This window comes from Streptomyces sp. NPDC057302 (assembly GCF_042667685.1).
Taxonomy (GTDB): domain Bacteria; phylum Actinomycetota; class Actinomycetes; order Streptomycetales; family Streptomycetaceae; genus Streptomyces.
Map to the genome: position 1 here is coordinate 54,745 of NZ_JBHUZJ010000003.1, position 23,579 is coordinate 78,323.

Sequence of the window (23,579 nt, forward strand, 5' to 3'; positions counted from 1 at the left end):
TTCCTCTCGCGCTCACCGCCGCCCCCGCCCCGCCTAGCTGCTCAGACCCGGACCGGCTCCCGGTCGGCGTCCGGCTCCTGGGCTGCGTCCTTCTCCGCTGCCGTGCGCAGGCCCTCGCCCTCGACGTCCACGTTCGGCAGCGCGCGGTCCAGCCACCTCGGCAGCCACCACGCCTTCTTGCCCAGCAGCGCCAGCACCGCCGGGACCAGCGCCATGCGCACGATGAACGCGTCGAAGAAGACCGCGATCGCGAGGCCGAAGCCGATCATCTTGACCATCTGCTCGCTGGAGCCGATGCTGCGTCTTCCCGGGGGACACCCCCGGACCCCCACCGCGAGCAGGTCACGACCGGACGACGGCCGACGACGACGGCGGCAAGCGCGTTCCTCTCGCGCTCACCGCCGCCCCCGCCCCGCCTAGCTGCTCAGACCCGGACCGGCTCCCGGTCGGCGTCCGGCTCCTGGGCTGCGTCCTTCTCTGCTGCCGTGCGCAGACCCTCGCCCTCGACGTCCACGTTCGGCAGCGCGCGGTCCAGCCACTTCGGCAGCCACCACGCCTTCTTGCCGAGCAGCGCCAGCACCGCCGGGACCAGCGCCATGCGCACGATGAACGCGTCGAAGAAGACCGCGATCGCGAGGCCGAAGCCGATCATCTTGACCATCTGCTCGCTGGAGCCGATGAAGCCCGCGAAGACCGCCATCATGATCACCGCTGCCGCCGAGACCACGCGCGCCCCGTGCCGGAAGCCGGTCACGATCGCCTGGCCGGGCCGCTCCCCGTGGACGTACGCCTCTCGCATGCGCGTCACGAGGAACACCTCGTAGTCCATCGCGAGGCCGAAGACGACGCCCACCATGAAGATCGGCATCATGCTCATGATCGGGCCGGTCTGTTCGACGCCGAAGAGCGAGCCGAGCCAGCCCCACTGGAAGACCGCGACGACCGCGCCCAGGGCCGCGAGGACCGAGAGCAGGAAGCCGAGCGCCGCCTTGAGCGGGACCAGGATCGAGCGGAAGACGACGATCAGGAGGAGGAAGGCGAGGCCGACGACCAGGGCCAGGTAGGGCAGCAGGGCGTCGTTCAGCTTCTGGGAGACGTCGATGTTCATGGCCGTCGAGCCGGTGACCATGACGCTCGCGCCGGTGTCGGACTTGATGTCGGTGCCCGCGTCACGGATCGAGTGCACGAGGTTCTCGGTCTCGATGCCGCTGGGCTTGGAGGACGGGACGACGCTGATGATCGCCGTGTCGCCCGCCTTGTTGATCATCGGCGGCGCGACCGACAGGACGTCGTCGAGCCCGGAGATCGTCTTGGTGATCTCACCGGCCGCGGCCTTCGGGTCGTCGGTCCCCTTGAGGTCGGCGACCGTCATCAGCGGGCCGTTGAAGCCGGGCCCGAATCCGTCGCTGACCAGGTCGTACGCCTTGCGCTGGGTCGTGGACGTCGGCTGTGCGCCGTCGTCCGGGAGGCCCAGTTCGAGGGAGGAGACGGGCAGCGCGGCGGCGCCGAGGCCGATGACGCCGATGAGCAGGACGGTCAGGGGGCGACGGACGACGAACCGCGCCCAGCGGGTGCCGAGGTTGTCCTTCGGCGCCACGCCTTCGGCGGCGGCGGCCTTCGCCTTCCTGCCACCACCGAGCACCTTGCTCTTCTCGCCCGTGGGCTTGACCTTCTTGCCCGCGTAGCCGAGCAGCGCCGGAATCAGGGTGAGGGCGATGAGTACGGCGATGACCACCGTGCCCGCCGCCGCGAAGCCCATCTTCGTCAGCATCGGAATGTTCACCACGGCGAGGCCGACCAGCGCGATGACCACGGTGAGGCCGGCGAAGACCACGGCCGACCCGGCGGTTCCCACGGCCCGGCCCGCCGCGTCCTCGCGGTCCCGGCCGTCGGCGAGCTCGCCGCGGTAGCGCGAGACGATGAAGAGCGCGTAGTCGATGCCGACCGCGAGGCCGATCATCATGGCGAGCGTGGAGGTCGTCGTCCCCAGGTCGAGCGCGCTGGCGAGCGCGGTGATCGAGGAGACGCCGATGCCGACGCCGATCAGCGCGGTGAGCAGCGGCAGACCCGCCGCGATCAGCGAGCCGAAGGTGATGACGAGGACGACGGCCGCGATCGCGATGCCGATGATCTCGGTGGCCCCGGTCTCGGGCATGGCCTGCAGCGCGTCGCCGCCGACCTCGACCGTGAGCCCGGAGTCCCGCGCCTCGTCGGTCGTCTTCTCCAGGGCGTCCCGGCTCTCCTCGGTCAGCTCCATCGAGGTGACCTTGTACGAGACCGACGCGTACGCCGTGGAGCCGTCCTTGCTGACGGTCTTGGCCTGGAAGGGGCTGTCCGCCCTCGCCACCTCGTCCGAACCGGACTTGAGGGCGGTGACGGTCTTCTGGATCTCGGCCTTGTTGGCCGGGTCCGTGACCTTCTCGCCGTCCGGCGCCTTGAAGACGACACGGGCGCTGGCGCCGTCGGCCTTGGCCTCGGGCACGCGCTCGTCGAGCAGGTCGAAGGCCTTCTGGGCCTCCGTCCCCGGAATGGAGAAGGAGCTGGAGGCGGCGGTGGGCGCGGACGCGGCGCCGACTCCGGCGAGCGTCAGGAGCGCCACCCAGATCAGGGCGACGAAGTGCCGCCGCCTGAAGGCGAGTCGGCCTAGTTTGTAGAGGAAAGTTGCCACGAGGGCGTACTCCCGGTCAGGTCGTGGTGGCTACGGGGCAGGGGGGATCAGCCCGACGACGTGAGCGGTCGCGTCAGGTGGAACGTACGTACGGGGAAAGGGAGTTGGTCAGACGCCGAGAGCGGGGAGAATCACGGCGTCGATGTACGAACAGAGGAACTCGCGGTCGACCGTGCGGTCCTCGATCAGGTCACGGGCGACGAAGCCGCCGACCATCATGTGGATGACGTAACCCAACGCGGGGTTGTCCGCGGCCACTTCGCCGCGCTCCACGGCCCTGCGCAGCAGTGCGTTCAGGCCGGTGATCTCCGGCTCGATGAGCAACTGCCGCAGCGCCTGGTGGAGTTCGGGGTTCTTGTGGATGGCGTGGAACAGACTCCGCATCAGCGCGGTGTCCCGCTCCATCTGACAGTCGTCCGAACGGTTCGCGGTCTCCATCAGATCGCCGCGCAGCGAGCCCGTGTCGATGTCCTCGATGGACACCGGCTTGTTGTGCCGCAGCGCGCGGGCGATCAGCTCGGGCTTGCTCCCCCACTGGCGGTAGAGGGTGGCCTTGCTGGATTTCGTGCGGGCCGCGATGGCGTCCATCGTGAGCGCTTCGTAGCCGACCTCGCGGAGCAGGTCGAGCACGGCCGCGTACAGCTCGGCCTCGCGCTCGGGTGTGATCCGGCTGCGCCGCACCGTTGCCGCCTCAGCCATGATCCCTCCGCCCCTTCGTCGAGTGTTGCGTACGTCATGACTGTACCCACCCGCTTAACGAAACGAAACCGTTTCGTACGTGTGCTGCGTCACCCGATCCCCGCACCGGTCTCCTCCTGCACGCCCGTTCGCCCCCCTGTACGAGTTGCCGGGCCCTGCGCACCGGAAAAGCATGGTGAAGTGACCGACGCGCGCGATGAAGCCCATGCTGACCACGCCTACCTGCGATTTCCGCACCTCAGCGGCGACCGCCTCTGTTTCGCGGCCGAGGACGATCTCTGGGTGGCCCCGCTGAGCCCGGACGGCGCACCGGCGGGCCGGGCCTGGCGGGTGACCGTCGACCGGACCAAGGTGAGCCACCCGCGCTTCTCGCCGGACGGCCGCCACATCGCGTACACGACATGGCGCAGCCTCGACCCGGAGATCCATCTCGCCCCGGTGGCCGGCGGCCCGGCCCGGCGGCTCACCTACTGGGGCAGTACGGACACCCGGGTCTGCGGCTGGTCCCCCGACGGCGACATCCTGGCCGTCTCCTCGCACGGCCAGCCCTTCTCGTACTTCTGCTGGGCCTACAGCGTGCCGATCGACGGCTCACCCGGCGGCAAGCTGCCCTGGGGCCCCGTGAACGACATCGCCGTCCACGACATCGACGGCGACCGCAAGACCCTCCTGCTCACCGGCAAGCCGCCGCACGAACCGGCCGCCTGGAAGCGCTACCGGGGCGGGGCGACGGGCCGCCTGTGGCTGCACGGCGACCAGCTCCAGCCCGATCTCGACGGGCATCTGGACGCCCCGATGTTCGTGGACGGCAGGGTCGCCTTCCTCTCCGACCACGAGGGCATCGGCAACCTCTACTCCTGTCTGCCGGACGGCTCCGACCTGCGGCGGCACACCGATCACGACACGTTCTACGCCCGGCACGCCTCCAGCGACGGCGAGCGCGTCGTCTACCAGTGCGCGGGCGACGTCTGGCTGGTGGACGACCTGTCCGCCGGCTCGGTGCCGCGCCGCCTCGACGTACGCCTGGGCGGGCCGCGCGCCGGACGGCGGATCTACCAGGTGCCGGCCGCGCAGCACGTCGACTCGCTCTCCGTGGACGCGACAGGACGGGCCAGCGCCGTCGTCGTACGCGGCAGCCTGTACTGGCTCACGCACCGGGACGGGCCCGCGCGCACCATCACGGACACCCCGGGCGTGCGCGTGCGGCTGCCGGAGATGCTCGGCAAGGGCGGGCAGGTCGCCTACGTCACCGACGCGGAGGGCGAGGACGCCGTCGAGATCGCCTATCTGCCGCGCGCCAGCGGCGAGCGCGAACCGCGCAGGCTGGCGCAGGGGAAGCTCGGCCGGGTCCTGGAACTGCTCTCCGATCCCGACGGCGAACGGCTCGCGATCGCCTCGAACGACGGGCGGCTCCTCCTGGTGGACGCCACCGAGGAGTCCGACGGCGAGGTGACGGAGCTGATCCGCTCCGTCAACGGGCCGGTGCGGGATCTGGCGTTCTCCCCGGACGGGGCCTGGCTGACCTGGTCCCACCCGGGCATCGGCCGCTCCCTGCGGCACATCAAGATGGCCCGGATCGAGGGGGCGGGCCGCCGCATCATCGTCGATGTCACCAACGGCCGCTTCGAGGACGAGAACCCGGTCTTCACACGGGACGGCCGCTACCTCGCCTTCCTGTCCTGGCGCGGCTTCGACCCGGTCTACGACGTGCACACCGGCGACCTGTCCTTCCCGCTCGGCTGCCGCCCCTACCTCGTCCCCCTCTCTTCGGCGACCCCCTCCCCCTTCGCCCTCTCCCCCGACGGCCGCCCGGCGGCGGGCGGGCTCGACCCGGCCGACGGCAGGTCGCAGGACGGCGCGGTCATCGTGGAGGTGGAGGGCCTGGAGAGCAGGGTGACGCCGTTCCCGGTCTCCGCCTCCAAGTACTCGGCGCTGCACCCCGTCAGCGGCGGCGGCCTCGTCTGGATGCGCTGGCCGATCTCGGGCGCGCTCGGCGAGACGTTCGCCAACCCCTCGGACACCTCGGGCCGCCCCACCCTGGAGTACTTCAACATCACCAAGGGCAAGAAGTCCGTCCTGGTCGACCACATCGACTGGTTCGCGCTCAGCGGCGACGGCTCACGGCTCGTGGTGGTCGACGAGGGCGACCTGAGCGCGGTCCCCTCGACGGAGGCGGGCGACGGCGACACGACCACCTGGATCGACCTGCGCCGCATCCTGCACGAGGTCGACCCGGCGGCCGAGTGGCGCCAGGCCTACGACGAGGCGGGCCGTCTCATCCGGGCCTACTTCTGGGAGCCGCACATGTGCGGCATCGACTGGCCCGCGGTCCTGGACCAGTACCGGCCCCTTGTGGAGCGGGTCGCGTCCCCCGACGAGTTCGCGGACCTGCTCCGCGAGGTCCTGGGCGAACTGGGCACCTCGCACGCGTACGTCACCGCCGCTCGCCGCAACGAAGGGCCACCGCACTATCAGCGGGCGATGGGGCTGCTGGGCGCCAACCTGGTCTGCCGGGACGGCAGTTGGATGATCAAACGGATCCTGCCCGGCGACTCGTCCGACTCCAAGGCGCGCTCGCCGCTCGCGGGTGCGGGCATCCGTGAGGGCGCGGTCCTCACGCACATCGACGGCCGCCCGGTCGACCCGGTGACGGGCCCCTTCCCGCTGCTCGCGGCGGCGGGCGGCACGACGGTGGAGCTGACGTTCCAGCCCGCGGACCGGGAGGGCGGCGCGCGCAGGGTGGCGATCGTCCCCCTCATCAACGAACGCCCCCTGCGCTACCAGGACTGGGTGGCCAAACGACGCGACGTCGTACGGGAGTTGAGCGGGGGAAGGTGCGGCTACCTGCACATCCCCGACATGGGCGGCTCCGGCTGGGCGCAGTTCAACCGGGACCTGCGCCTTGAGGTCTCGCGCCCGGCCCTGATCGTGGACGTGCGCGGCAACGCGGGCGGGCACATCAGCGAGCTGGTGGTGGAGAAGCTGACCCGCAAGATCCTGGGCTGGGACCTGACGCGCAACGCGCAGCCCGTGTCGTACGCGTCGAACGCCCCCCGGGGTCCCGTGGTGGCCCTGGCCGACGAGGCGACCTCCTCCGACGGCGACATGATCACGGCGGCCTTCAAGCTGCTCGGGCTCGGCCCCGTGGTGGGCCAGCGCACCTGGGGCGGTGTGGTGGGAATGACCGGACGGCACGTCCTGGGCGACGGGACGATCATCACGGTGCCGATGAACGCGGGGTGGTTCGACGAGTACGGCTGGTCCGTGGAGAACCACGGCGTGACCCCGGACCTGGAGGTCCTGCGCACGCCCCTGGACTGGGCGGAGGGCCGCCATGCCCAGCTCGACGACGCGGTGGGGGTGGCGCTGGACCTCCTGGAACGGCAGCCCGCGGCGACCCCGCCGGGCCTTGAGGACGTCCCGGACCGGCGGCGGCCGAAGCTGCCGCCACGGGACTCCTGACGGGTGCTTCTCGCGGTCGATCACTGCCCGTCAATGATCGAAATGCGAGGTATGCCCCCTCATGTAAGTCTGGTCGAGGCCCCTCCCACCTCACCCTCTAGGAGTGAACAAGCATGGGCATCAAGGACCAGTTCCAGGACAAGGCCAACGACCTCGCCGGCAAGGCGAAGGGCGCCATGGGCAGCGAGAAGGACGAGGCGAGCGAGCGCGCCTCGCAGGGTCGCGACGACATGCAGGAGCGCGGCCAGCAGGCCCAGGAGGAAGCGCGCAACCGTTCGGCCAAGTCCCCGGACGAGGCCAAGGAGGCCGCGCAGGAGCAGCAGGACAAGTTCAACCAGAACTACGACGCGTGACGCTGCGCTGCGCTTGACCAGTGGGGCTCATCCGGGACGCCGGATGGGCCCCACTGGCGCGTGGAGGCTTTCCCGAGCCGCCGCTCGCGGGACAGGATCTGCCCCCGCATGGGGCCGGCCCCACCGCGGGCAGCGGGGCCGAGCGGTCAACTACCCCCCGGCGCGGCCCTGCTCGTCGGCGGAGCCCCCCGCCCCCACGAGCCCCGTGGAGACCGACCCCAGCCGCGGCTCGAACCTCCGCATCTCGCGCTGCCCGACCGAGCCGATGACCCCGGGAAGGTAGCCCCGGATGCCCTGCATGCCCCGCAGCCACCACTGCGCGTACACATGGCTGGAGCGCCGCTCGATCCCGGCGACGATCCGGTCCACCGCGGGGCCCAGCGGATACGTCTTGTTGGCCGGCCACGGCAGCCGCTGCCGCAACTCCCGCATCACGTCGTCCTGGTCGGCCCCCCGGACCATGTCCGTGTCCGTCCAGGACAGGTAGCCGACGCCCACCTTCACGCCCTTGTAGCCGACCTCGGCCCGCAGACAGTGCGCGTACGCCTCGACGCCCGACTTCGACGCGCAGTACGCCGTCATCATCGGCGCGGGCGTGATCGCCGCCAGCGAGGCGATCTGGAGCAGATAGCCCCGGCTCTCCATGAGGACGGGCAGGAACGCCCGCCCCGTCACCGCGCTGCCGATGAGGTTGACCTCGATCACCCGGCGCCACGCCTCGGGATCGGACTCCACGAAGGGCCCCCCGTTGGCGACGCCCGCGTTGGCGACGACGATGTCGACCTTCCCGAACCGCTCCTTGACCTCCTGGGCGACCCGGGCCATCGCGACGTGATCCGTCACGTCCGCGTGCCAGGCCTCGGCCTCCGTGTGCAGCCGCCCCGCCACCTGCTTCAACTCGTCCGGCTCAAGCCCGACCAGCGCGATCTTCGCGCCCCGCGCCGACAGCTTGCGCGCGAGCAACTCCCCCACGCCCCGCGCCGCCCCGGTGACGACCGCGACCTGTCCCTCCAGGCTGACCTTGCTCATGCGCTGCTCCCCTCAAGACCCTGAACCTGCTGTTCGTCCACCCGTACGTACTTCCGCACGAGGTTCCTGATCCCCGCGGTGACCGTCTCCGGCGCCTCGACCGGCGTCATGTGACCGATCCCGGGCAGCTCGGTGAGACCGAGCGAGTCCGGCAGCATCTGGTCCAGGCGCCGCGCGAGCGTGACCGGCGTCATCCGGTCGGCCGTTCCCGCGACGATCGCGGTCGGTACGTTCAACTCCAGCACGCCCGCGTCGAGTTCGAGCTCGTCGAGCACGTGCGACCAGCGGTAGCGCACCACCCTGGGGCACCCGTGCACGATCCGCGCGCACACCTCGACCCGCTCCGGGGGCGAACCAGGCCCCATCGTCGCGTACTTGAGGACCTTGCGGGCCATGGGCGTGACGGGACCCAGCGGCGCCTTCGCCCCGAGCACCGAGCGCGTCAGCCGCGTCCGGATCCGCCCGGCCCGCAGCGGCACCACGGTCGACGCGGCGACGAGCCCCGAACTCCCGGTGCTGCACAGCAGGACGGCGACCGCGTGCTCCCGGAATCCCGGCCGCGTACTCGCCGCCATGATCGTCATGCCGCCCATGGAGTGCCCGGCGAGCACGGCCCGCTCCCCCGGTTCGAGGGTCGCCGCGAGCACCGCCTCCAGGTCATCGGCGAGGGCGGTGGTGCTGTACCCCTCCACCCCCGCGGGCGCGGCACTGCGCCCGTGCCCCCGCTGGTCGTACGCGATCACGCGGTGGTCGACGGCCAGCTCACGTATCTGCGCCACCCAGAAGGCGGTCGAGCAGGTCCACCCGTGCGCGAGCACCACCGCGGGCGCCCCGTCGGGCCCGTGCACCTCGGCGTGCAGCCGCGCGCCGTCCGCCGACACGACGGTCAGCTCCCGCGCGGCGGGCGGCGGCGCGAAGGGGCCGCTCGTCACATGCGTCAGCCTGCTCATGACCCTGCCTCGACCTTCTTCGCCGTACGCGACGTGCTCTTCCCCGCCGGACGGGGCTCCGGCGCCGCATCCGCCTTCGGCGGGCGCACCACCTCGTACTCGGCGAGATCCACCCGCCGCGTGGCGCCCCGGAACTCGGTCGTCGTACCCGGCCAGATCGTGGTGTTCACGCCGTTGTCGTCGAGGTACCAGCTGTTGCAGCCGCCGGTGTTCCACACGGTCCGCTTCATGCGCTCCTGAACCTTGTCGTTCCAGGCGTGCACGGCGCTCGTCCGCGCGGCGAGCGCGGCCCGGTCGCCCAGGACGTTCAACTGCCGCATGTAGTCGGCGAGATAGTTCAGCTGGGCCTCGATCATCAGGATCATCGAGGAGTTGCCGAGACCGGTGTTCGGACCGATGACCGTCATGAAGTTGGGGAATCCCGCGGCGGTCGCACCTCGCAGGGACTTCATCCCGTCCTTCCAGGACTCCATCAGCGTCCCGCCGTCGGCGCCCACCACGCGGTTGGCGATCGGCATGTCCGTCACATGGAATCCCGTACCGAAGATGATCGCGTCGACCTCGGTCTCGGTGCCGTCCGCGGCGACGACGGTGTTCCCGCGCACCTCGCTGAGCCCGCTGGCCACGACATCGACATTGGGCTGCGCGAGCGCCGGGTAATAGGTGTTGGACAGCAGGATCCGCTTGCAGCCGATGCGGTACGAGGGTGTCAGCTTGGCCCGCAGGGCCGGGTCCTTGATGGCGCGGGAGATGTTCCGCTTGGCGAGCTGCTCGACCGCGCCGAGTTCGTTCGGCCGCTTGGTGAACGCCTGGACCTGCAACTCCCGTATGCCCCACAGGATGCCGCGCCGCGCGTGCGTGGTGAACGGCAGCTGGCGGTGCACCCAGCGCTCGGCCTTGGTGATGGCGCGGTCCATGCGCGGCATCACCCAGGGCGGGGTGCGCTGGAAGAGGGTCAGCTTGCCGACCTCGCGCTGGATGGCGGGCACGATCTGGATGGCGGAGGCGCCGGTGCCGATCATCGCGACGCGCTTGCCGCGCAGGTCGTAGTCGTGGTCCCAGCGCGCGGAGTGGAAGACCTTGCCCTCGAAGGTGTCCAGGCCCGGGATGTCCGGGAGCCTGGGGTCGGAGAGCGGCCCGGCGGCGGAGACGACGACGTCGGCGTGCAGGGTGCCGTTGCTGGTCTCCACCTCCCACCACAGCCGCTCGGCGTCCCAGCGCATCTGCGTCACCTCGGTGTCGAGGCGGATGTGCGGGCGCAGCCGGAAGGTGTCGGCGACCTGCTCCAGGTACTCCTGGATCTTCTCCTGGCCCGAGAAGGTGCGCGGCCAGTCGGGATTGGGCGCGAAGGAGAACGAGTACAGGTGCGAGGGCACGTCGCACGCGCAGCCCGGATAGCTGTTGTCCCGCCAGGTGCCGCCCACCGCGCCGGCCCGCTCCAGGACGACGAAGTCGGTGATGCCTTCCCGGCGAAGACGGACCGCGGCGCCGATCCCGCCGAAGCCGGAGCCGATCACCGCCACCCGCACATGCTCGCGCTCGCCCCGCGACTCGCCCTTCCGCTCGCGCTCCCGCTGGCGCCCGTCCTCGACCTCGGCCATGCCGCCGCCTCCCGAACTGCTTCACGACTCTGCCAGTGACCACTGGCGCAATGGGGAGACTAGAACAGCTGCGTACTGATGGGTAGGGGTCTGGCGTCGTGAGTTACCGCCGGTAGAACACACGCACGATCCAGCAGCACATAGGCTGCTGCCGTGGCAGAGACACGCGAGTACCGCATGGAGGAGCTGGCCAAGGCGGCCGGCATCACGGTGCGCACCGTGCGCTTCTACCGTGAGCGCGGCCTGATCCCGCCACCCCGCCGCGAGGGCCGCATCGCCTGGTACGACGACCATCACCTGGCCAGGCTGCGCACGATCGCCGCGCTCCTGGACCGCGGCCACACCCTGAGCGGCATCGCGGAACTCGCCGAGGCCTTCGAGAACGGCCGCGACGTCGGCGAGCTCCTGGGCATCGGCGAACCCACCGAGGAGACCCCGGTCCGCCTCACCCCCGAGGAGCTGGCCGACCACTTCGCGGGCGAGGTCACCCCGGAGAATCTCGCCGCGGCCATGGACCTCGGTTACCTCGGCACGGACGGCCAGGAGATCGTCCACGTGAGCCGCCGCCTCCTGGACGTCTCGTCGGCCCTGGTCCGCGAGGGCATCCCGCTCGCGGCGGTCCTTGAGGCGGGCCAGCGCGTGCGCGAACACGCCGACGCGCTCGCGGAGTTGTTCATCACGACCATCCGCACCCACGCGTCCGCCGAGACGGGCACCGTGAGCATCGACCGCCTGCGCCCGCTGGCGAAGAGCGTGGTGGAGGCGGAACTGTCGATGGCGCTGGACCGCCGCCTGGCGTCGGAGAAGCCCGAAGAGGACTAGCCCGCCCGGCACTTGAGGACCGGCGCGCCCGGCACTTGAGGGCGGCTACGGCCAGACGGGCGCGAGGAACCGCCCCTACCTGGGCAGGAACCACCGGGCCTTGTAGATCCCGCCGTCGATCAACTCGTACTCCCCCTGCGGCCGATGGACACTCACCTTCGTCGTCCACCACGTCTCCTCGAGCCCGCTCTCCGGCACGGTGGTGAGGACCTGCCCGGTGCGCGCGTCGTTGCCGACGGCCTTGACCGACTTCCGGTCGATCTTCTCGTGACCCGCGTAGTCCCGCACGAATCGCGCGCCGGAGATGTCGTACTGGAAGACGGCCGCGTTCGTCGTCACCCAGAGCCGTCCAGGGCGCCCGGCCACGGGAAAGAGATCGTGCCCGCCGGGCGTCTTGCCCGGCGTCCCGACCGGAAGCCCGACCGAGGACCGCCGCGTCAGCGCCGGACGCGCCCGCGTGCCGCCCACCTCGTACGTGACCAGCTCGTCGTCGCCGATGGCCCACAGCACCTCGCGCGCACCGTCCCAGTGCAGCCCGTGCGCGCCCTTGAGCTCCGCCTCGGCGTACCGCGACGCACGCGGGCCCTGCGACGCCGCGTACAGCCTGACCAGCGCACCCGTGCTGCACGCCACCGCGACATTGCCGTCGGGCAGGATCTCGGCGCTGTGCGGATTGAAGAGGTCGTCGCCGGGGCCGATCGCCGCACCCCAGTAGCGCTTGCCCGAGGGGTAGTCGACGACCGCGACGAAGCCGAAGGACGCGGTCGTCAGGACGTACGTACGCCCCTTGTGTCTGCGCACCTTCGACTCGCTCGGATAGACCCAGCTGTCCTCGGGCCGCAGATCCTTGTACCCCGCGTGCCGCGTCGGCGAGAACGCCCACCGCACCACGGAGGGATCACCTTCCGTGTCCCAGACCCTGCGCCGCGGATCGAGTACGAGGATCTGCTGGGTCGCCTGCTCCGTGAGGAGCACGGGAGGCGTGCCCCGGGGCACCTCGCCGGAAGCGGAGGCGGGCGACGCGGCCGTCAGCGGCAGCCCCGCCCCGATCCCGGCGCCCAGAGCCCCGAGCAGTACACCCCGACGAGACGGCAACGACATACCGGACATGAAGTCTCCCCCACACGGCTGACAGTTGAGACATTGTCAGGTACGTGCCCGCAACATGCCATGGCGCCGCGCGGCATCACATGTCGTAGACCACCGTTACGGGCGCGTGGTCCGACCACCGCTCCTCATGACTGGCCGCCCGCTCCACGAACCCCTTGACCGCGCGCTCGGCGAGGCCGGGCGTCGCCACGTGGTAGTCGATCCGCCAGCCCGTGTCGTTGTCGAAGGCGCGCCCCCGGTAGGACCACCAGGAGTAGGGACCCTCGACGTCGGGATGCAGCGCGCGCACCACGTCGACGTATCCGGCGTCCCCCTCGAAGACCTCACTGAGCCAGGCACGCTCCTCGGGCAGGAAGCCCGAGTTCTTCTTGTTGCCCTTCCAGTTCTTGAGGTCGGCCTCCTGGTGGGCGATGTTCCAGTCGCCGCAGACCACGACCTGGCGCCCCTCGGCGGCGGCCCGCTTCCTGAGCCCCTTCAGGTACGTGAGGAACTCGCCCATGAAGCGGATCTTCTCGTCCTGGCGCTCCGTGCCGACCTCACCGGAGGGCAGGTAGAGGCTCGCGACCGTGACGCCGGGCAGATCGGCCTCTACGTAGCGCCCACTGCCGTCGAACTCCTGCGACCCGAATCCGATCTGCACGCGGTCCGGCTCACGGCGCGTATAGAGGGAGACGCCCGCACGCCCCTTCGCGGCGGCCGGCGCGTGCGTGACGTGCCAGCCCTCGGGCTCCCGCACCGCCTCCGGCAGCTGCTGCGGCTCGGCCCGTACCTCCTGGAGGCAGAGCACGTCGGCCGAGGTCCCGGCGAGCCACTCCACGAAGCCCTTCTTGGCGGCGGCGCGCAGCCCGTTCACATTCACGCTGGTCACTGTGAGCATCCCGGAACGATACCGGCACACTTAAAGGGATACGCACACCCACCGCATAGAAGTACGATGATTCGCATGACTATCCAGCCCTCGCTGCAGCGGTCCTCCGTCGAGCTGCGCCCCACCCCCTTCGACCACCCCGACGCGGTCAAGCTCAACGACCGCGTCCAGCTCGAATACGCACAGCGGTACGGCGACGAGGGCGACGTCACACCCCTCGACCCGACCATGTTCGCCGCCCCGCTCGGCCTGTATCTCGTCGCGTACGACGAGCACGGCACCCCGCTGGCCACCGGCGGCTGGCGCGGTCACGGGGAGAACGACGAGGGCTACAGCGACGGCGACGCCGAGATCAAGCGCATGTACGTCACCCCGGAGGCCCGCGGTCTCGGCCTGGCCCGCCGCATCCTGGCGGCCCTGGAGGACCACGCGAGGGCGGCGGGACGCACGCGCATGGTCCTGGAGACGGGCACGAAGCAGCCGGAGGCGATAGCCCTCTACGCGTCGACGGGTTACACCCCGGCCCCCGCCAAGTTCGGCCACTACCGCTTCGAGGACCTGAGCCGCTGCTTCGTGAAGCAGCTGTAGCCGCCCCGTGCTTCACATGGGGGGCACAGCAAAGATCCCGCCCAGTTCGATGAACTGGACGGGATCTCATGTGCAGTGGACCTGTGGGGATTTGAACCCCAGACCCCCTCGATGCGAACGAGGTGCGCTACCAGACTGCGCCACAGGCCCTTGCAACGAGTGAAACTCTAGCATCCCGATCCGGGTGCTCGGAAATCCGTTCCTGGCTGGTCACCTGGCTGGTCACCTGGCCGGTCAGGCCTCACTCGTTGGCGGCCCGTGGCCGCTGCCCTTCCTCGTACTGATCGAACAGCGGCGTACGCCCGCGCTCGCGCGCCCGGCGCGCGGACGCGGCCCGCCGTGCGTCGCTGCGACCGCCGACTCCGTCCACGCCGTCGGCGTCTTCCGCGCCCTCGGCGTACTCCGCGTGGCCGCCGTACTCGCCGTATTCACCCTCGTCCGCCTCGTCGGCGGCGGGCTCCACGGAGCTCGACCGCGCCGAGCTCCAGGCGTCGGGGGCGCCCAGGTCGACGTCACCGGTGGCCCGCGGGGCGACCGGCGCCGTCACGTACGTCGGCAGGGGCACCGGCACCGGGTCCCAGCTGTCGCCGTGCCCGGGGCGGCGCTGGCGCTCGCGCTGCTGGTCGACCCATTCCGCGTGGTCGGTCTGCTCGACCAGGGCGCGGCGGTCGGCGGCGAGCGAGGAGAGGCCGGTCTCCGTGTCGGGGCCCGGTCCTTCCTCCACGTCGTCGACGACCGCTTCCGCGCCGCCCGCCTGTCGCCTGCGCGGCTGACGCTCCCGCAGCCGCTGCGCCGCGACCTCGGCCCTGCGCCGGTCCATGGTGTAGGTGAAGCGGCGCCGCTCCTGGCCCCGCAAGTACACGATGTACGCGCTCAGGAGCGCCGCCGGTGCGGTCGGCGCCCAGAGGAACGCGAGGCCGCCGACCGCGGCGACGACCGCGCCGACCGTGAAGGCGGCGAAGAGCATCACCGTCGTGCGCCGACGGCGCGCGAGCACCTTCACGCGCCGGGCGCGCGCGGCGGCTTCCGCGGACGCGGCCCGCTGGGCGGACGACTGCTTGGGCCGCGCGCCGGACGGGGCGGGGGTCGGAACCGGGGCCTGCACCGAAGAGTTGACCTGGGCCTTCGCCGAAGGCCTCGCCTGGTGCTTCGCCGCGGCCTGCGCCTGGGGCCGTGCCGGAGGCTGCTGCGCCGGCGGCCGCACCGAGGGCTGCTGCGCCGGGGGTTTGACCGGCGCCTTGCCCTGCGGCTCGGGCCGCTCTTCCTGGTCGCCCTGTCGATGCGAGGGCGCGACGAAGGCCCGGACGTCCACCGAGCCGGTGGCGTTGTCCGGGTCGCGCGACTCCTCCTCTTCAGGCGAGCGCGCTTGCAGGTCCTTGGCGTATCGGCGCTCCATCCCCGCACGTCCGGACAGGAGCCGGATGGCGGTGCTGAAGCGTTCCGTCGGACGGGCTTCATTGAGCTCGTCCTGCCTACGGAGCCACATCGGCACCAAGTAGGCGGCCCAGGCCCCGACGATGACTGCGTAGATGAGGCCGCTGCTGCTCACGCCTCACACGGTAGAGGGGTTTGGTTGAGGCCATCTGCCAATTGAGCCGGTGTGTCGCACGATCTGGCTGATATCTCGAACTTTTTTTGTGACTGGTGCGATCAACAGGCCACCGAGACCGTGAAATTAATGCTGTAGAGGGATCAAGTCGGGCCCCAGACGGTCGATCACCGTCAATTTCAAACACTTATTCTATTTACGCGGTGTTCCGAGGTCGTGCCTGGTGCCAGCGCCGCAGCAACCCTTCCGGTACCTCTTCCGCGGTGAGCGCGAAGACAAGATGATCGCGCCAGGCGCCGTCGATGTGGAGATAGCGCGGGCGAAGCCCCTCCTCGCGGAATCCGAGTTTCTCCACGACCCTGCGGCTCGGCCCGTTCTCGGGACGAATACAGACCTCGATACGGTGCAGCCCGACCGATCGGAAGCAATGGTCGACCGCGAGGGCGACGGCGGTCGGCATCACGCCGCGGCCCGCGACCGACTGGTCGACCCAGTAGCCGACATGGCCCGAGCACATCGATCCCCAGGTGATCCCGGCGACCGTCAGCTGTCCGACCAGCCGCCCCTGGTACTCGATCACGAAGGGCAGCATGCGCCCGGCGTGCGCCTCGGCGCGCAGATGCCGGACCATCTGACGGTACGTCGGACGGTGCACGATCGGGCCGCTGGGCGTGGGCGGCGGGATCGTCGCCTCCCAGGGGCGCAGCCAGTCCCGGTTGCGCCGGTTGACCTCACGCCAGGGCCGCTGGTCGCGCATCTTTATCGGACGGAGGGCGACATCGCCGTCCGTCAGCTCGACGGGCCAGGATGGGCTGTTCAGCTCGCACCACCTGGGGGTCTGGGGTGATCGCCGCCCCGGAGCTGCTCGATGGCGTGCACCAGGAGGGGCTCCAGGACGGCCAGACCGTCCCGGACGCCGCCGGTGGAGCCCGGCAGGTTCACGATGAGCGTGCGCCCCGCGACTCCGGCGAGTCCGCGGGACAGCGCGGCCGTGGGGACCTTCTCCCTGCCGTACGCGCGAATCGCCTCCGGGATGCCCGGCACCTCGTGGTCGATGACGGCGCGGGTGGCTTCGGGGGTGCGGTCGGTGGGCGAGATGCCGGTGCCGCCCGTGGTGAGGATCACGTCGTATCCGGCGTCGGCTCCGGCGCGCAGGGCCTGCTCGACGGGGGCTCCGTCGGGGACGACCTGGGGGCCTTCGACGGAGAAGCCGAGCGCGGCGAGCGCATCGGCGATGGCCGGGCCGCCCCGGTCGGCGTAGACACCGGCGGCGGCGCGGTTGGAGGCCGTGACGACGAGTGCGCGGTAGGCCGTCATGCGCCGGCTCCTTCGCGACTCCAGTCCCCGGACTTGCCGCCCGACTTCTCCTCGACGCGTACGTCCGTGATGACCGCGCCCTTGTCGACGGCCTTGACCATGTCGATCACCGTGAGGGCGGCCACGGTCACCGCGGTGAGGGCCTCCATCTCGACGCCCGTACGGTCCGTCGTCTTCACCGTGGCGAGGATCTCGACCGCGTCGTCCGCCACGGAGAGGTCGAGCTTCACTCCGGAGACGGCCAGCGGGTGGCAGAGCGGGATCAGGTCGGGCGTGCGCTTGGCGCCCATGATGCCCGCGATCCGCGCGGTGGCCAGGGCGTCGCCCTTGGGCACCCCTTCCCCGCGCAACAGCTCGATCACGCGGGGCGAGACCAGGACACGGCCACTGGCGCGGGCGGTGCGCGCGGTCACGTCCTTCGCGGATACGTCGACCATGCGGGCGGCGCCCGCTTCGTCGATGTGCGTCAGTCTCTGGTCCGTACTCATGTGCTGTGGCGCTCCCGGTCCGGGCCTCCCGCGGTGCGGCGCTAGGGCCTGTCGTCAAACTCCCGTCGTCCGCCCGGAGGGCGGGCCACGCGGCGAGAGTGCGTGCATGGCGTCGCGGGGCAGACGGGAGTTTGGCGACAGGCCCTAGGGGGCCTATGTGCGCGACACCGTACCGCGCGCGGGCGCCTCTCAGCCGAGCAGGACCACTTCGACGTCGGCGCCGGGCTCCAGGGACGTGGTGTCCTCCGGGACGACGATCAGCGCGTCCGCGTGCGCGAGGGCCGCGACGAGGTGGGACCCGGCGCCGCCCACGGGCCGCACGCTGCCCGCCTCGGCGTCGTACCGCCCGCGCAGGAACTGCCGCTTCCCCGCGGGTGAGGCCAGCGCCTTGTCGGCGGTGAGCTCCGCGCGCGCCGTGGGCCGGTGGACGTCCGGAAGGCCCATCAGGGCGCGCACCGCGGGGCGCACGAAGATCTCGAAGGAGACGTACGACGACACCGGGTTGCCCGGCAGGGCGAGCAGCGGGGTGTGGTCGGGGCCGATGGAGCCGAAGCCCTGCGGCTTGCCCGGCTGCATGGCGAGCTTGCGGAACTCGATGCCGCTGCCCGCCTCGTCCTCGTCCCCCACCGACGAGAGGGCTTCCTTCACGACGTCGTACGCCCCGACGCTGACGCCGCCCGTGGTGACGATGAGGTCGGCGCGGATCAGCTGGTCCTCGATGGTGGAGCGCAGCGTCTCCGCGTCGTCGGCGACCGCGCCCACGCGGTAGGCGATGGCCCCGGCGTCCCGTGCGGCGGCGGTGAGGGCAAAGCTGTTGGAGTCGTAGATCTGGCCCTTGGCCAACTCCTCGCCGGGCTGGATCAGTTCGCTGCCGGTGGACATGACGACCACGCGGGGGCGCGGGCGCACCTTGACCGTGCCGCGGCCGATCGCGGCGAGCAGGCCGATCTGCGGGGCGCCGAGGACCGTGCCCGCGCTCAGTGCGCGGTCACCGGCCTGGACGTCGCTGCCACGGGCCCGCACGTGTGCGCGTGCCTCGGCGGGGCGGTGCACGCGGACCTGGCCGGAGGCTCCGTCGGGAGCGGCGCTGTGTGCGCGCATCCCGGATACGGGGCCCTCGCCGAGGCCTCCGTCGGTCCACTCCACGGGGACGACGGCCTCGGCGCCCGGGGGCAGCGGGGCGCCGGTCATGATGCGGGCGGCCTGCCCCGCGCCGACTTCCGGCTGCTCGCCCTGGCCGGCGGCCACGTCGCCGATGACCGTCAGGACGGCGGGGAACTCCTCACTGGCGCCCGCGATGTCGGCGACCCGGACCGCGTAACCGTCCATGGAGCTGTTGTCGAAGGGTGGCAGCGAGACGGGCACCGTGACGTCCTCGACGAGGACGCAGCCCTGCGCGTCGAGGAGTTGGAGCTCGATGGGCTCCAGGGGGCGGACGGATCCGAGGATGTCGTCCAGGTGCTCGCTCACCGACCAGACATGTTCCTGGCCGGTGACTTCGGTCGTCGCGCTGCTGCTCAAAGTGCTACATCTCCTCGGACACGTAACTGCGAAGCCAGGCCTGGAAGTCCGGGCCCAGGTCTTCACGTTCGCACGCGAGTCTGACAATGGCACGCAGATAGTCGCCGCGGTCACCGGTGTCATAGCGGCGGCCCTTGAAGACGACGCCGTGCACGGGGCCGCCGACCTTCTCGTCGACCGCGAGCTGCTGGAGTGCGTCGGTGAGCTGGATCTCGCCGCCGCGGCCGGGCTCCGTCGTGCGCAGTATGTCGAAGACATGAGGGTCCAGGACATACCGGCCGATGATCGCGTAGTTGCTGGGGGCGTCCGCCGCGTCGGGCTTCTCGACCAGGCCGGTCACCTTGACGACGTCGCCCTCGTCCGTGGTGTCGACCGCCGCGCAGCCGTAGAGGTGGATCTGCTCCGGGGCCACCTCCATGAGGGCGATGACGCTGCCGCCGTGCCGCTCCTGGACCTCGACCATGCGGGCCAGGAGCGGGTCGCGCGGGTCGATCAGGTCGTCGCCGAGGAGGACCGCGAACGGTTCGTCGCCGACGTGCGGGGCGGCGCACAGGACGGCGTGACCGAGTCCCTTGGGGTCACCCTGGCGTACGTAGTGCATGGTCGCGAGGTCGCTGGACTCCTGGACCTTCGCCAGTCTCGCCTCGTCGCCCTTCTTCAGAAGGGCCGACTCCAGCTCGTAGTTGCGGTCGAAGTGGTCCTCCAGGGGGCGCTTGTTGCGGCCCGTGATCATGAGGACGTCGTCGAGGCCCGCCGAGGCGGCCTCTTCGACCACGTACTGAATCGCCGGCTTGTCGACGACCGGCAGCATCTCCTTGGGAGTGGCCTTGGTGGCCGGCAGGAACCGGGTGCCCAGACCTGCTGCCGGAATGACAGCCTTGCTGATCCTGTGGGGGTGAGACTCAGTCATGTCCGTAACCATAACCGGTGAGTATGTGCGGAATCTGTGGCTCCGGACATTTTGTTCTCATATGAGCGCACCTGGAAGGGTTTGTGAGCGCACCATGAAAGAAACCGGCTCGGACAAGCCAACCAAGCGCACATTGCGCGCGGGATTCCTCACGGTGAGAAGCCGGTTGACTAGGGATGACGCGCAGAAGGCCGCCGCGGTTCTCGCGGAGCGCGCATTGGAGCTGCCGGAGCTCGCCGGGGCCCGCACGGTCGCCGCGTACGTCTCCGTGGGGAGCGAACCGGGCACGCGCGCGCTCCTCGACGCCCTGCACGCGCGCGGGACGCGGGTCCTGCTTCCGGTGCTCCTCGCGGACAACGACCTGGACTGGGCGGCCTACGAGGGCGAGGGCTCGCTGGCCCGCGTGCAACACCAGGGAAAGATGGCGCTCTTGGAGCCCTCCGGGGCGCGGCTCGGGCCCGATGCCGTGGTGGCGGCGGACGCCGTGCTGCTGCCCGGCCTGGCGGTGGACGGGCGCGGGATGCGGCTCGGGCGCGGCGGCGGCTCGTACGACAGGGTGCTGGCCCGGCTCGGGCGGGCCGGGGCCGATCCCGCCCTGGTGGTCCTCCTGTACGACACGGAGGTCGTCGCGCACGTCCCCCAGGAGCCGCACGACAAGCCGGTGCACGCCGTCGTCACGCCGTCGGGAGTGCGCCGCTTCCGCTGATCCCCTCCGTACGCGAAAGGGCCCTCCACGCGCGCGTGGAGGGCCCTTTCAGTGGTGCGTCAGCGGTGCGCGCGGCAGGTCAGGGCCGCAGCACCAGGGTGTCCTTCGTGCCCTTCTTGACGGCGCCCGACGAGAAGGACCACGGCAGCAGCTCGCCCTTGACCCACTTGCTGGTCTGGTCGGTGTAGTGCGCGCTGTAGGCGTGCCCCGAAGCCCCGGTGAGGTTGATCCACTTGGACTTGTCGAGGTCGGCGAGGTTCACCACCATGCGCATCGAGGGCACCCACTGCACTCCGTAGCCGCCCGCCGCGTTCCAGCCGGTGGCGTTGACCGCCGCCTCGCCGCCGCCCAGCTTGAACGGGCCGCGGTTGAGCATGAACTGGAGCCAGCCGGGGCCTTCGACGCCCAGGGTCTGGTTCTTCAGGGTCAGCCGGTGCAGGCGGCCCCAGCTCCAGGTGTCGACGTCCTTGCCGAGCTTGGCCGTCAGGTCCCAGCGCGCGTCCTCCAGGGCCCGGCCGAACAGCTGGTCGCGGGTCTTGGTCGCGGCGTCCGTGCGGGTCTTCGGCGACTTCCACCAGTCGTTGTCCTGGTCGTCGATGATCGACCGGATCACTTCGTAGTAGCGGTCGCCGCCGTCGGGCTGCGCGGACTCGGAGTCGCGCTGCCCGCACTCGCGCACCGGTTCGGCCTCGTCGGCGGGGCCGGTGTTCCCGGCCGGCTCGACGTTCAGGCACTGGCCCTTGACCCGCAGCTCCTTGGGCAGCTTGTTGCCGATGGAGAGCTTGAGGATGTTGCGCCAGACCGAGTTGAAGTACGCCGCCGCCGCCGAGTCGGGATCCTGGGTGTAGTCCCAGCCCTCCAGGAGCTTCTGCGCCTCACGGACGTAGCTGTCCTTGACGTCGATCTTGAGCAGCTTGGGTACGAGCAGCTTCGCGATCTCGCTGCTGTTGTCCATCTGCATGGTGCGCATGTCCTCGGTGGAGACCTTCCCACCGTTCTTGATCTTGGACTGGATCAGATCGGTGATCCGCTGGCTGCGCGCCCCGTAGCCCCAGTCCGACGTGAGCTTGTACGGGTACTTGTCCTCGTCGATGACGGCCTGGTTGGCGGTCACGATGTAGCCGCGCTTGGGGTCGTACTCGTAGGGCAGCGCGGACTGCGGGATGTAGCCCGTCCAGCGGTAGTCGGAGTCCCAGCCGGGCGCGGGAAGCGCGCCGTCGCCCTTGCCGCGGACCGGGATCTTGCCCGGCGCCTGGTAGCCGATGTGGCCGTCGCGGTCCGCGTAGATCAGGTTCTGCGAGGGCACTTCAAAAGAAGAGGCGGCCTTGCGGAAGCCGGCGAAGTCCTTCGCCTTGTTGAGCTCGAAGACGGCGTCCATCGAGTTGCCCGGCTGGAGCGCGGTCCAGCGCAGCGAGACTCCGTAGCCGTCGCCCCGGTCGGGGGCGGCGCTGTCGACGGTGGCCTTCTTGCCGACCTTCACGAGTTCGTCGTCGCGGTCGGACAGCAGGGGGCCGTTGTCGGTCTCTCTGACGGTGATCTTCTTGGACTTGCCGCCCGCGACCTTGATGGTCTCCACGCGCGACTTGAAGGGCAGCACCTTGTCGTCGTACTCGTAGCCGTCGCCCGCGAACTTCTCCAGGTAGAGGTCGGTGACGTCGGCGCCGAGGTTCGTCATGCCCCAGGCGATCTGCTTGTTGTGTCCGATGACCACACCGGGCATCCCGGCGAAGGTGTAGCCGGAGACGTCGTACCGGCAGTCCTTGGAGACCGTCCGGCAGTGCAGGCCCATCTGGTACCAGGTGGAGGGCAGCTGCGGCGACAGGTGCGGGTCGTTGGCGAGCAGTGGCTTCCCGGTGATCGTGTGGTCTCCGGAGACCACCCAGGAATTGGAGCCGATGCCGTTGCCGTTCGGGCCGAGGCCCGCGTCCGGGACGCTGTCCAGGATGTCGGAGAGGCCCGAGAGCTGGGACTGCAGCCCACCGGGGGCCTGGGTGTTGCCCGCGAGGCCCGTGCCGGCCGCGCCGCCGGTCTGCGACTGCGACTGACCGCCCGCGCCGCCCTTGCCCTCGTACTCCTTGGTGACGCTGTTGTAGGCGCCTTCCTGGACGATGGGCTTGTTCCGGTCGTACGGGTACTCCGGGTACAGGTCCTTGATCTGGGACGGGCCGAGGCGGCTGGTCATCAAGGAGCGGTCGATCTCGTCCTGCATGTTGCCGCGCAGGTCCCAGGCCATGGCCTTGAGCCACGCCACGGAGTCGACGGGGGTCCACTCCTGGGGCGCGTAGTCGTTGGTGAAGCCAAGGGCGGCGTACTCCAGGGAGATGTCCTTGCCGCTCTTGTCCTTCAGGTAGGCGTTGACTCCCTTGGAGTACGCCTGGAGGTACTTCTTCGTCGCCGGGGAGAGCTTGGTGTCGTACTCCTTCTGCGCCACACGGTGCCAACCGAGCGTCCGCAGGAACTCATCGGTCTTTACTTGGCTCTTGCCGAACATCTCGGAGAGGCGGCCTGAGGTCGTATGGCGGCGTACGTCCATCTCCCAGAAGCGGTCCTGCGCCTGGACAAAGCCCTGGGCCATGAACAGGTCGGCGTCGGACTCGGCATAGATCTGCGGGATGCCGTTGCCGTCACGCTTCACGTCGACGGGTCCGGCGAGGCCGTCGAGCTTGATCGTTCCCTTGGTCTGCGGGAAGGAGGCCCGCACCGTACTGACGCTCCAGTACGCGCCGTAACCGACGCCCGCCACGATGGCCAGGACCAGGACGATCACGATGAGGCGGGCTCGGCGCCCCTTCTTCTTGCCGGACTTATGACCGGAAGAGGCGGTGGTATTCGAGGGCATCGCTGTCCTTGCTGTCCTTACGCGAGCGGCAGGGCTGGCTGGGCGGTGGTGGGAGCGCTGGAGCAACCATAGGCGCAGGGCACCGCGGCCCCGGACGCG

The 23,579-nt window shown here is 70.5% G+C and carries 19 protein-coding genes, 1 tRNA gene and 1 pseudogene; 5 read left to right on the top strand and 16 right to left on the bottom strand.

What is annotated here, in order from left to right; translation table 11 throughout:
• Positions 1-41: 41 nt before the first annotated feature.
• The 3 genes and pseudogenes from ACFUPX_RS03280 to ACFUPX_RS03290 form a co-directional block, all read right to left on the bottom strand.
• A pseudogene (locus ACFUPX_RS03280) lies at positions 42-296 on the bottom strand (MMPL family transporter); the annotation flags it as partial.
• Positions 297-424: 128 nt separating this feature from the next.
• Entirely contained in the window at positions 425-2,668 is a 2,244-nt protein-coding gene (locus ACFUPX_RS03285) for an MMPL family transporter (RefSeq protein WP_383315042.1), read from the bottom strand.
• A 108-nt stretch (positions 2,669-2,776) separates the two neighbouring features.
• Positions 2,777-3,349: a TetR/AcrR family transcriptional regulator gene (locus ACFUPX_RS03290; protein WP_383315711.1), complete on the bottom strand. Its 573-nt coding sequence runs from the start codon at positions 3,347-3,349 to the stop codon at positions 2,777-2,779.
• Between the two features lie 198 nt (positions 3,350-3,547).
• Between ACFUPX_RS03290 and ACFUPX_RS03295 the strand changes: the two genes are divergently transcribed.
• Together ACFUPX_RS03295 and ACFUPX_RS03300 are read left to right on the top strand one after the other, a co-directional pair.
• Entirely contained in the window at positions 3,548-6,829 is a 3,282-nt protein-coding gene (locus tag ACFUPX_RS03295; protein WP_383315046.1) for a S41 family peptidase, read from the top strand.
• A 113-nt stretch (positions 6,830-6,942) separates the two neighbouring features.
• Positions 6,943-7,182 carry a hypothetical protein gene (locus ACFUPX_RS03300; RefSeq protein ID WP_383315051.1) on the top strand — a complete coding sequence of 80 codons (240 nt, stop codon included), beginning with the start codon at positions 6,943-6,945 and terminating at the stop codon, positions 7,180-7,182.
• A 150-nt stretch (positions 7,183-7,332) separates the two neighbouring features.
• Here ACFUPX_RS03300 and ACFUPX_RS03305 read toward each other — a convergent pair whose 3' ends face one another.
• The 3 genes from ACFUPX_RS03305 to ACFUPX_RS03315 are packed head-to-tail and all read right to left on the bottom strand — an operon-like array spanning position 7,333 to position 10,762.
• Positions 7,333-8,211: an SDR family oxidoreductase gene (locus ACFUPX_RS03305; RefSeq protein ID WP_383315054.1), complete on the bottom strand. Its 879-nt coding sequence runs from the start codon at positions 8,209-8,211 to the stop codon at positions 7,333-7,335.
• A complete protein-coding gene (locus ACFUPX_RS03310; RefSeq protein WP_383315057.1) occupies positions 8,208-9,161 on the bottom strand; it encodes an alpha/beta fold hydrolase in 954 nt (317 codons plus the stop codon). The genes ACFUPX_RS03305 and ACFUPX_RS03310 overlap by 4 nt, the downstream gene beginning before the upstream one ends.
• Positions 9,158-10,762 carry a flavin-containing monooxygenase gene (locus ACFUPX_RS03315; RefSeq protein WP_383315060.1) on the bottom strand — a complete coding sequence of 535 codons (1,605 nt, stop codon included), beginning with the start codon at positions 10,760-10,762 and terminating at the stop codon, positions 9,158-9,160. Before ACFUPX_RS03315 ends, ACFUPX_RS03310 begins: the two co-directional genes overlap by 4 nt.
• Positions 10,763-10,939: 177 nt before the next feature.
• Here ACFUPX_RS03315 and ACFUPX_RS03320 point away from each other — a divergent pair, with 177 nt between their 5' ends.
• On the top strand, positions 10,940-11,584 hold the full coding sequence (locus ACFUPX_RS03320; RefSeq protein WP_383315714.1) for a MerR family transcriptional regulator: 645 nt from the start codon (positions 10,940-10,942) through the stop codon (positions 11,582-11,584).
• A gap of 75 nt (positions 11,585-11,659) precedes the next feature.
• Here the strand turns inward: ACFUPX_RS03320 and ACFUPX_RS03325 are convergent, their stop codons facing one another.
• Both ACFUPX_RS03325 and ACFUPX_RS03330 read right to left on the bottom strand, forming a co-directional pair.
• A complete protein-coding gene (locus ACFUPX_RS03325; RefSeq protein ID WP_383315063.1) occupies positions 11,660-12,694 on the bottom strand; it encodes a DUF6528 family protein in 1,035 nt (344 codons plus the stop codon).
• Between the two features lie 76 nt (positions 12,695-12,770).
• On the bottom strand, positions 12,771-13,571 hold the full coding sequence (locus tag ACFUPX_RS03330) for an exodeoxyribonuclease III (protein ID WP_383315066.1): 801 nt from the start codon (positions 13,569-13,571) through the stop codon (positions 12,771-12,773).
• 66 nt (positions 13,572-13,637) lie between these two features.
• Here ACFUPX_RS03330 and ACFUPX_RS03335 point away from each other — a divergent pair, with 66 nt between their 5' ends.
• Complete coding sequence (locus tag ACFUPX_RS03335) at positions 13,638-14,150, top strand: GNAT family N-acetyltransferase (protein WP_383315068.1); 513 nt, start codon at positions 13,638-13,640, stop codon at positions 14,148-14,150.
• A gap of 76 nt (positions 14,151-14,226) precedes the next feature.
• Here ACFUPX_RS03335 and ACFUPX_RS03340 read toward each other — a convergent pair.
• The 7 genes from ACFUPX_RS03340 to galU all read right to left on the bottom strand — a co-directional run bounded on the left by ACFUPX_RS03340 (position 14,227) and on the right by galU (position 19,935).
• Positions 14,227-14,300: transfer RNA gene (locus tag ACFUPX_RS03340), tRNA-Ala, on the bottom strand.
• Between the two features lie 91 nt (positions 14,301-14,391).
• Positions 14,392-15,699, bottom strand: a complete 1,308-nt coding sequence (gene glpR, locus ACFUPX_RS03345) for a gephyrin-like molybdotransferase receptor GlpR (RefSeq protein WP_383315071.1) — start codon at positions 15,697-15,699, stop codon at positions 14,392-14,394.
• Between the two features lie 196 nt (positions 15,700-15,895).
• Positions 15,896-16,519, bottom strand: a complete 624-nt coding sequence (locus tag ACFUPX_RS03350) for a GNAT family N-acetyltransferase (protein ID WP_272902883.1) — start codon at positions 16,517-16,519, stop codon at positions 15,896-15,898.
• Complete coding sequence (locus ACFUPX_RS03355) at positions 16,516-17,016, bottom strand: molybdenum cofactor biosynthesis protein B (protein ID WP_383315074.1); 501 nt, start codon at positions 17,014-17,016, stop codon at positions 16,516-16,518. Before ACFUPX_RS03355 ends, ACFUPX_RS03350 begins: the two co-directional genes overlap by 4 nt.
• On the bottom strand, positions 17,013-17,504 hold the full coding sequence (moaC, locus tag ACFUPX_RS03360; RefSeq protein WP_383315078.1) for a cyclic pyranopterin monophosphate synthase MoaC: 492 nt from the start codon (positions 17,502-17,504) through the stop codon (positions 17,013-17,015). The genes ACFUPX_RS03355 and moaC overlap by 4 nt, the downstream gene beginning before the upstream one ends.
• Positions 17,505-17,693: 189 nt before the next feature.
• Entirely contained in the window at positions 17,694-19,025 is a 1,332-nt protein-coding gene (gene glp, locus ACFUPX_RS03365; protein WP_383315081.1) for a gephyrin-like molybdotransferase Glp, read from the bottom strand.
• A 4-nt stretch (positions 19,026-19,029) separates the two neighbouring features.
• Entirely contained in the window at positions 19,030-19,935 is a 906-nt protein-coding gene (galU, locus tag ACFUPX_RS03370) for a UTP--glucose-1-phosphate uridylyltransferase GalU (RefSeq protein ID WP_383315084.1), read from the bottom strand.
• 94 nt (positions 19,936-20,029) lie between these two features.
• On the opposite strand from galU, the gene ACFUPX_RS03375 reads away from it, so the two are divergent.
• Positions 20,030-20,641 carry a 5-formyltetrahydrofolate cyclo-ligase gene (locus ACFUPX_RS03375; protein ID WP_383315088.1) on the top strand — a complete coding sequence of 204 codons (612 nt, stop codon included), beginning with the start codon at positions 20,030-20,032 and terminating at the stop codon, positions 20,639-20,641.
• 79 nt (positions 20,642-20,720) lie between these two features.
• Here the strand turns inward: ACFUPX_RS03375 and ACFUPX_RS03380 are convergent, their stop codons facing one another.
• Positions 20,721-23,480: a penicillin acylase family protein gene (locus ACFUPX_RS03380; protein ID WP_383315093.1), complete on the bottom strand. Its 2,760-nt coding sequence runs from the start codon at positions 23,478-23,480 to the stop codon at positions 20,721-20,723.
• Positions 23,481-23,579: the final 99 nt, after the last annotated feature.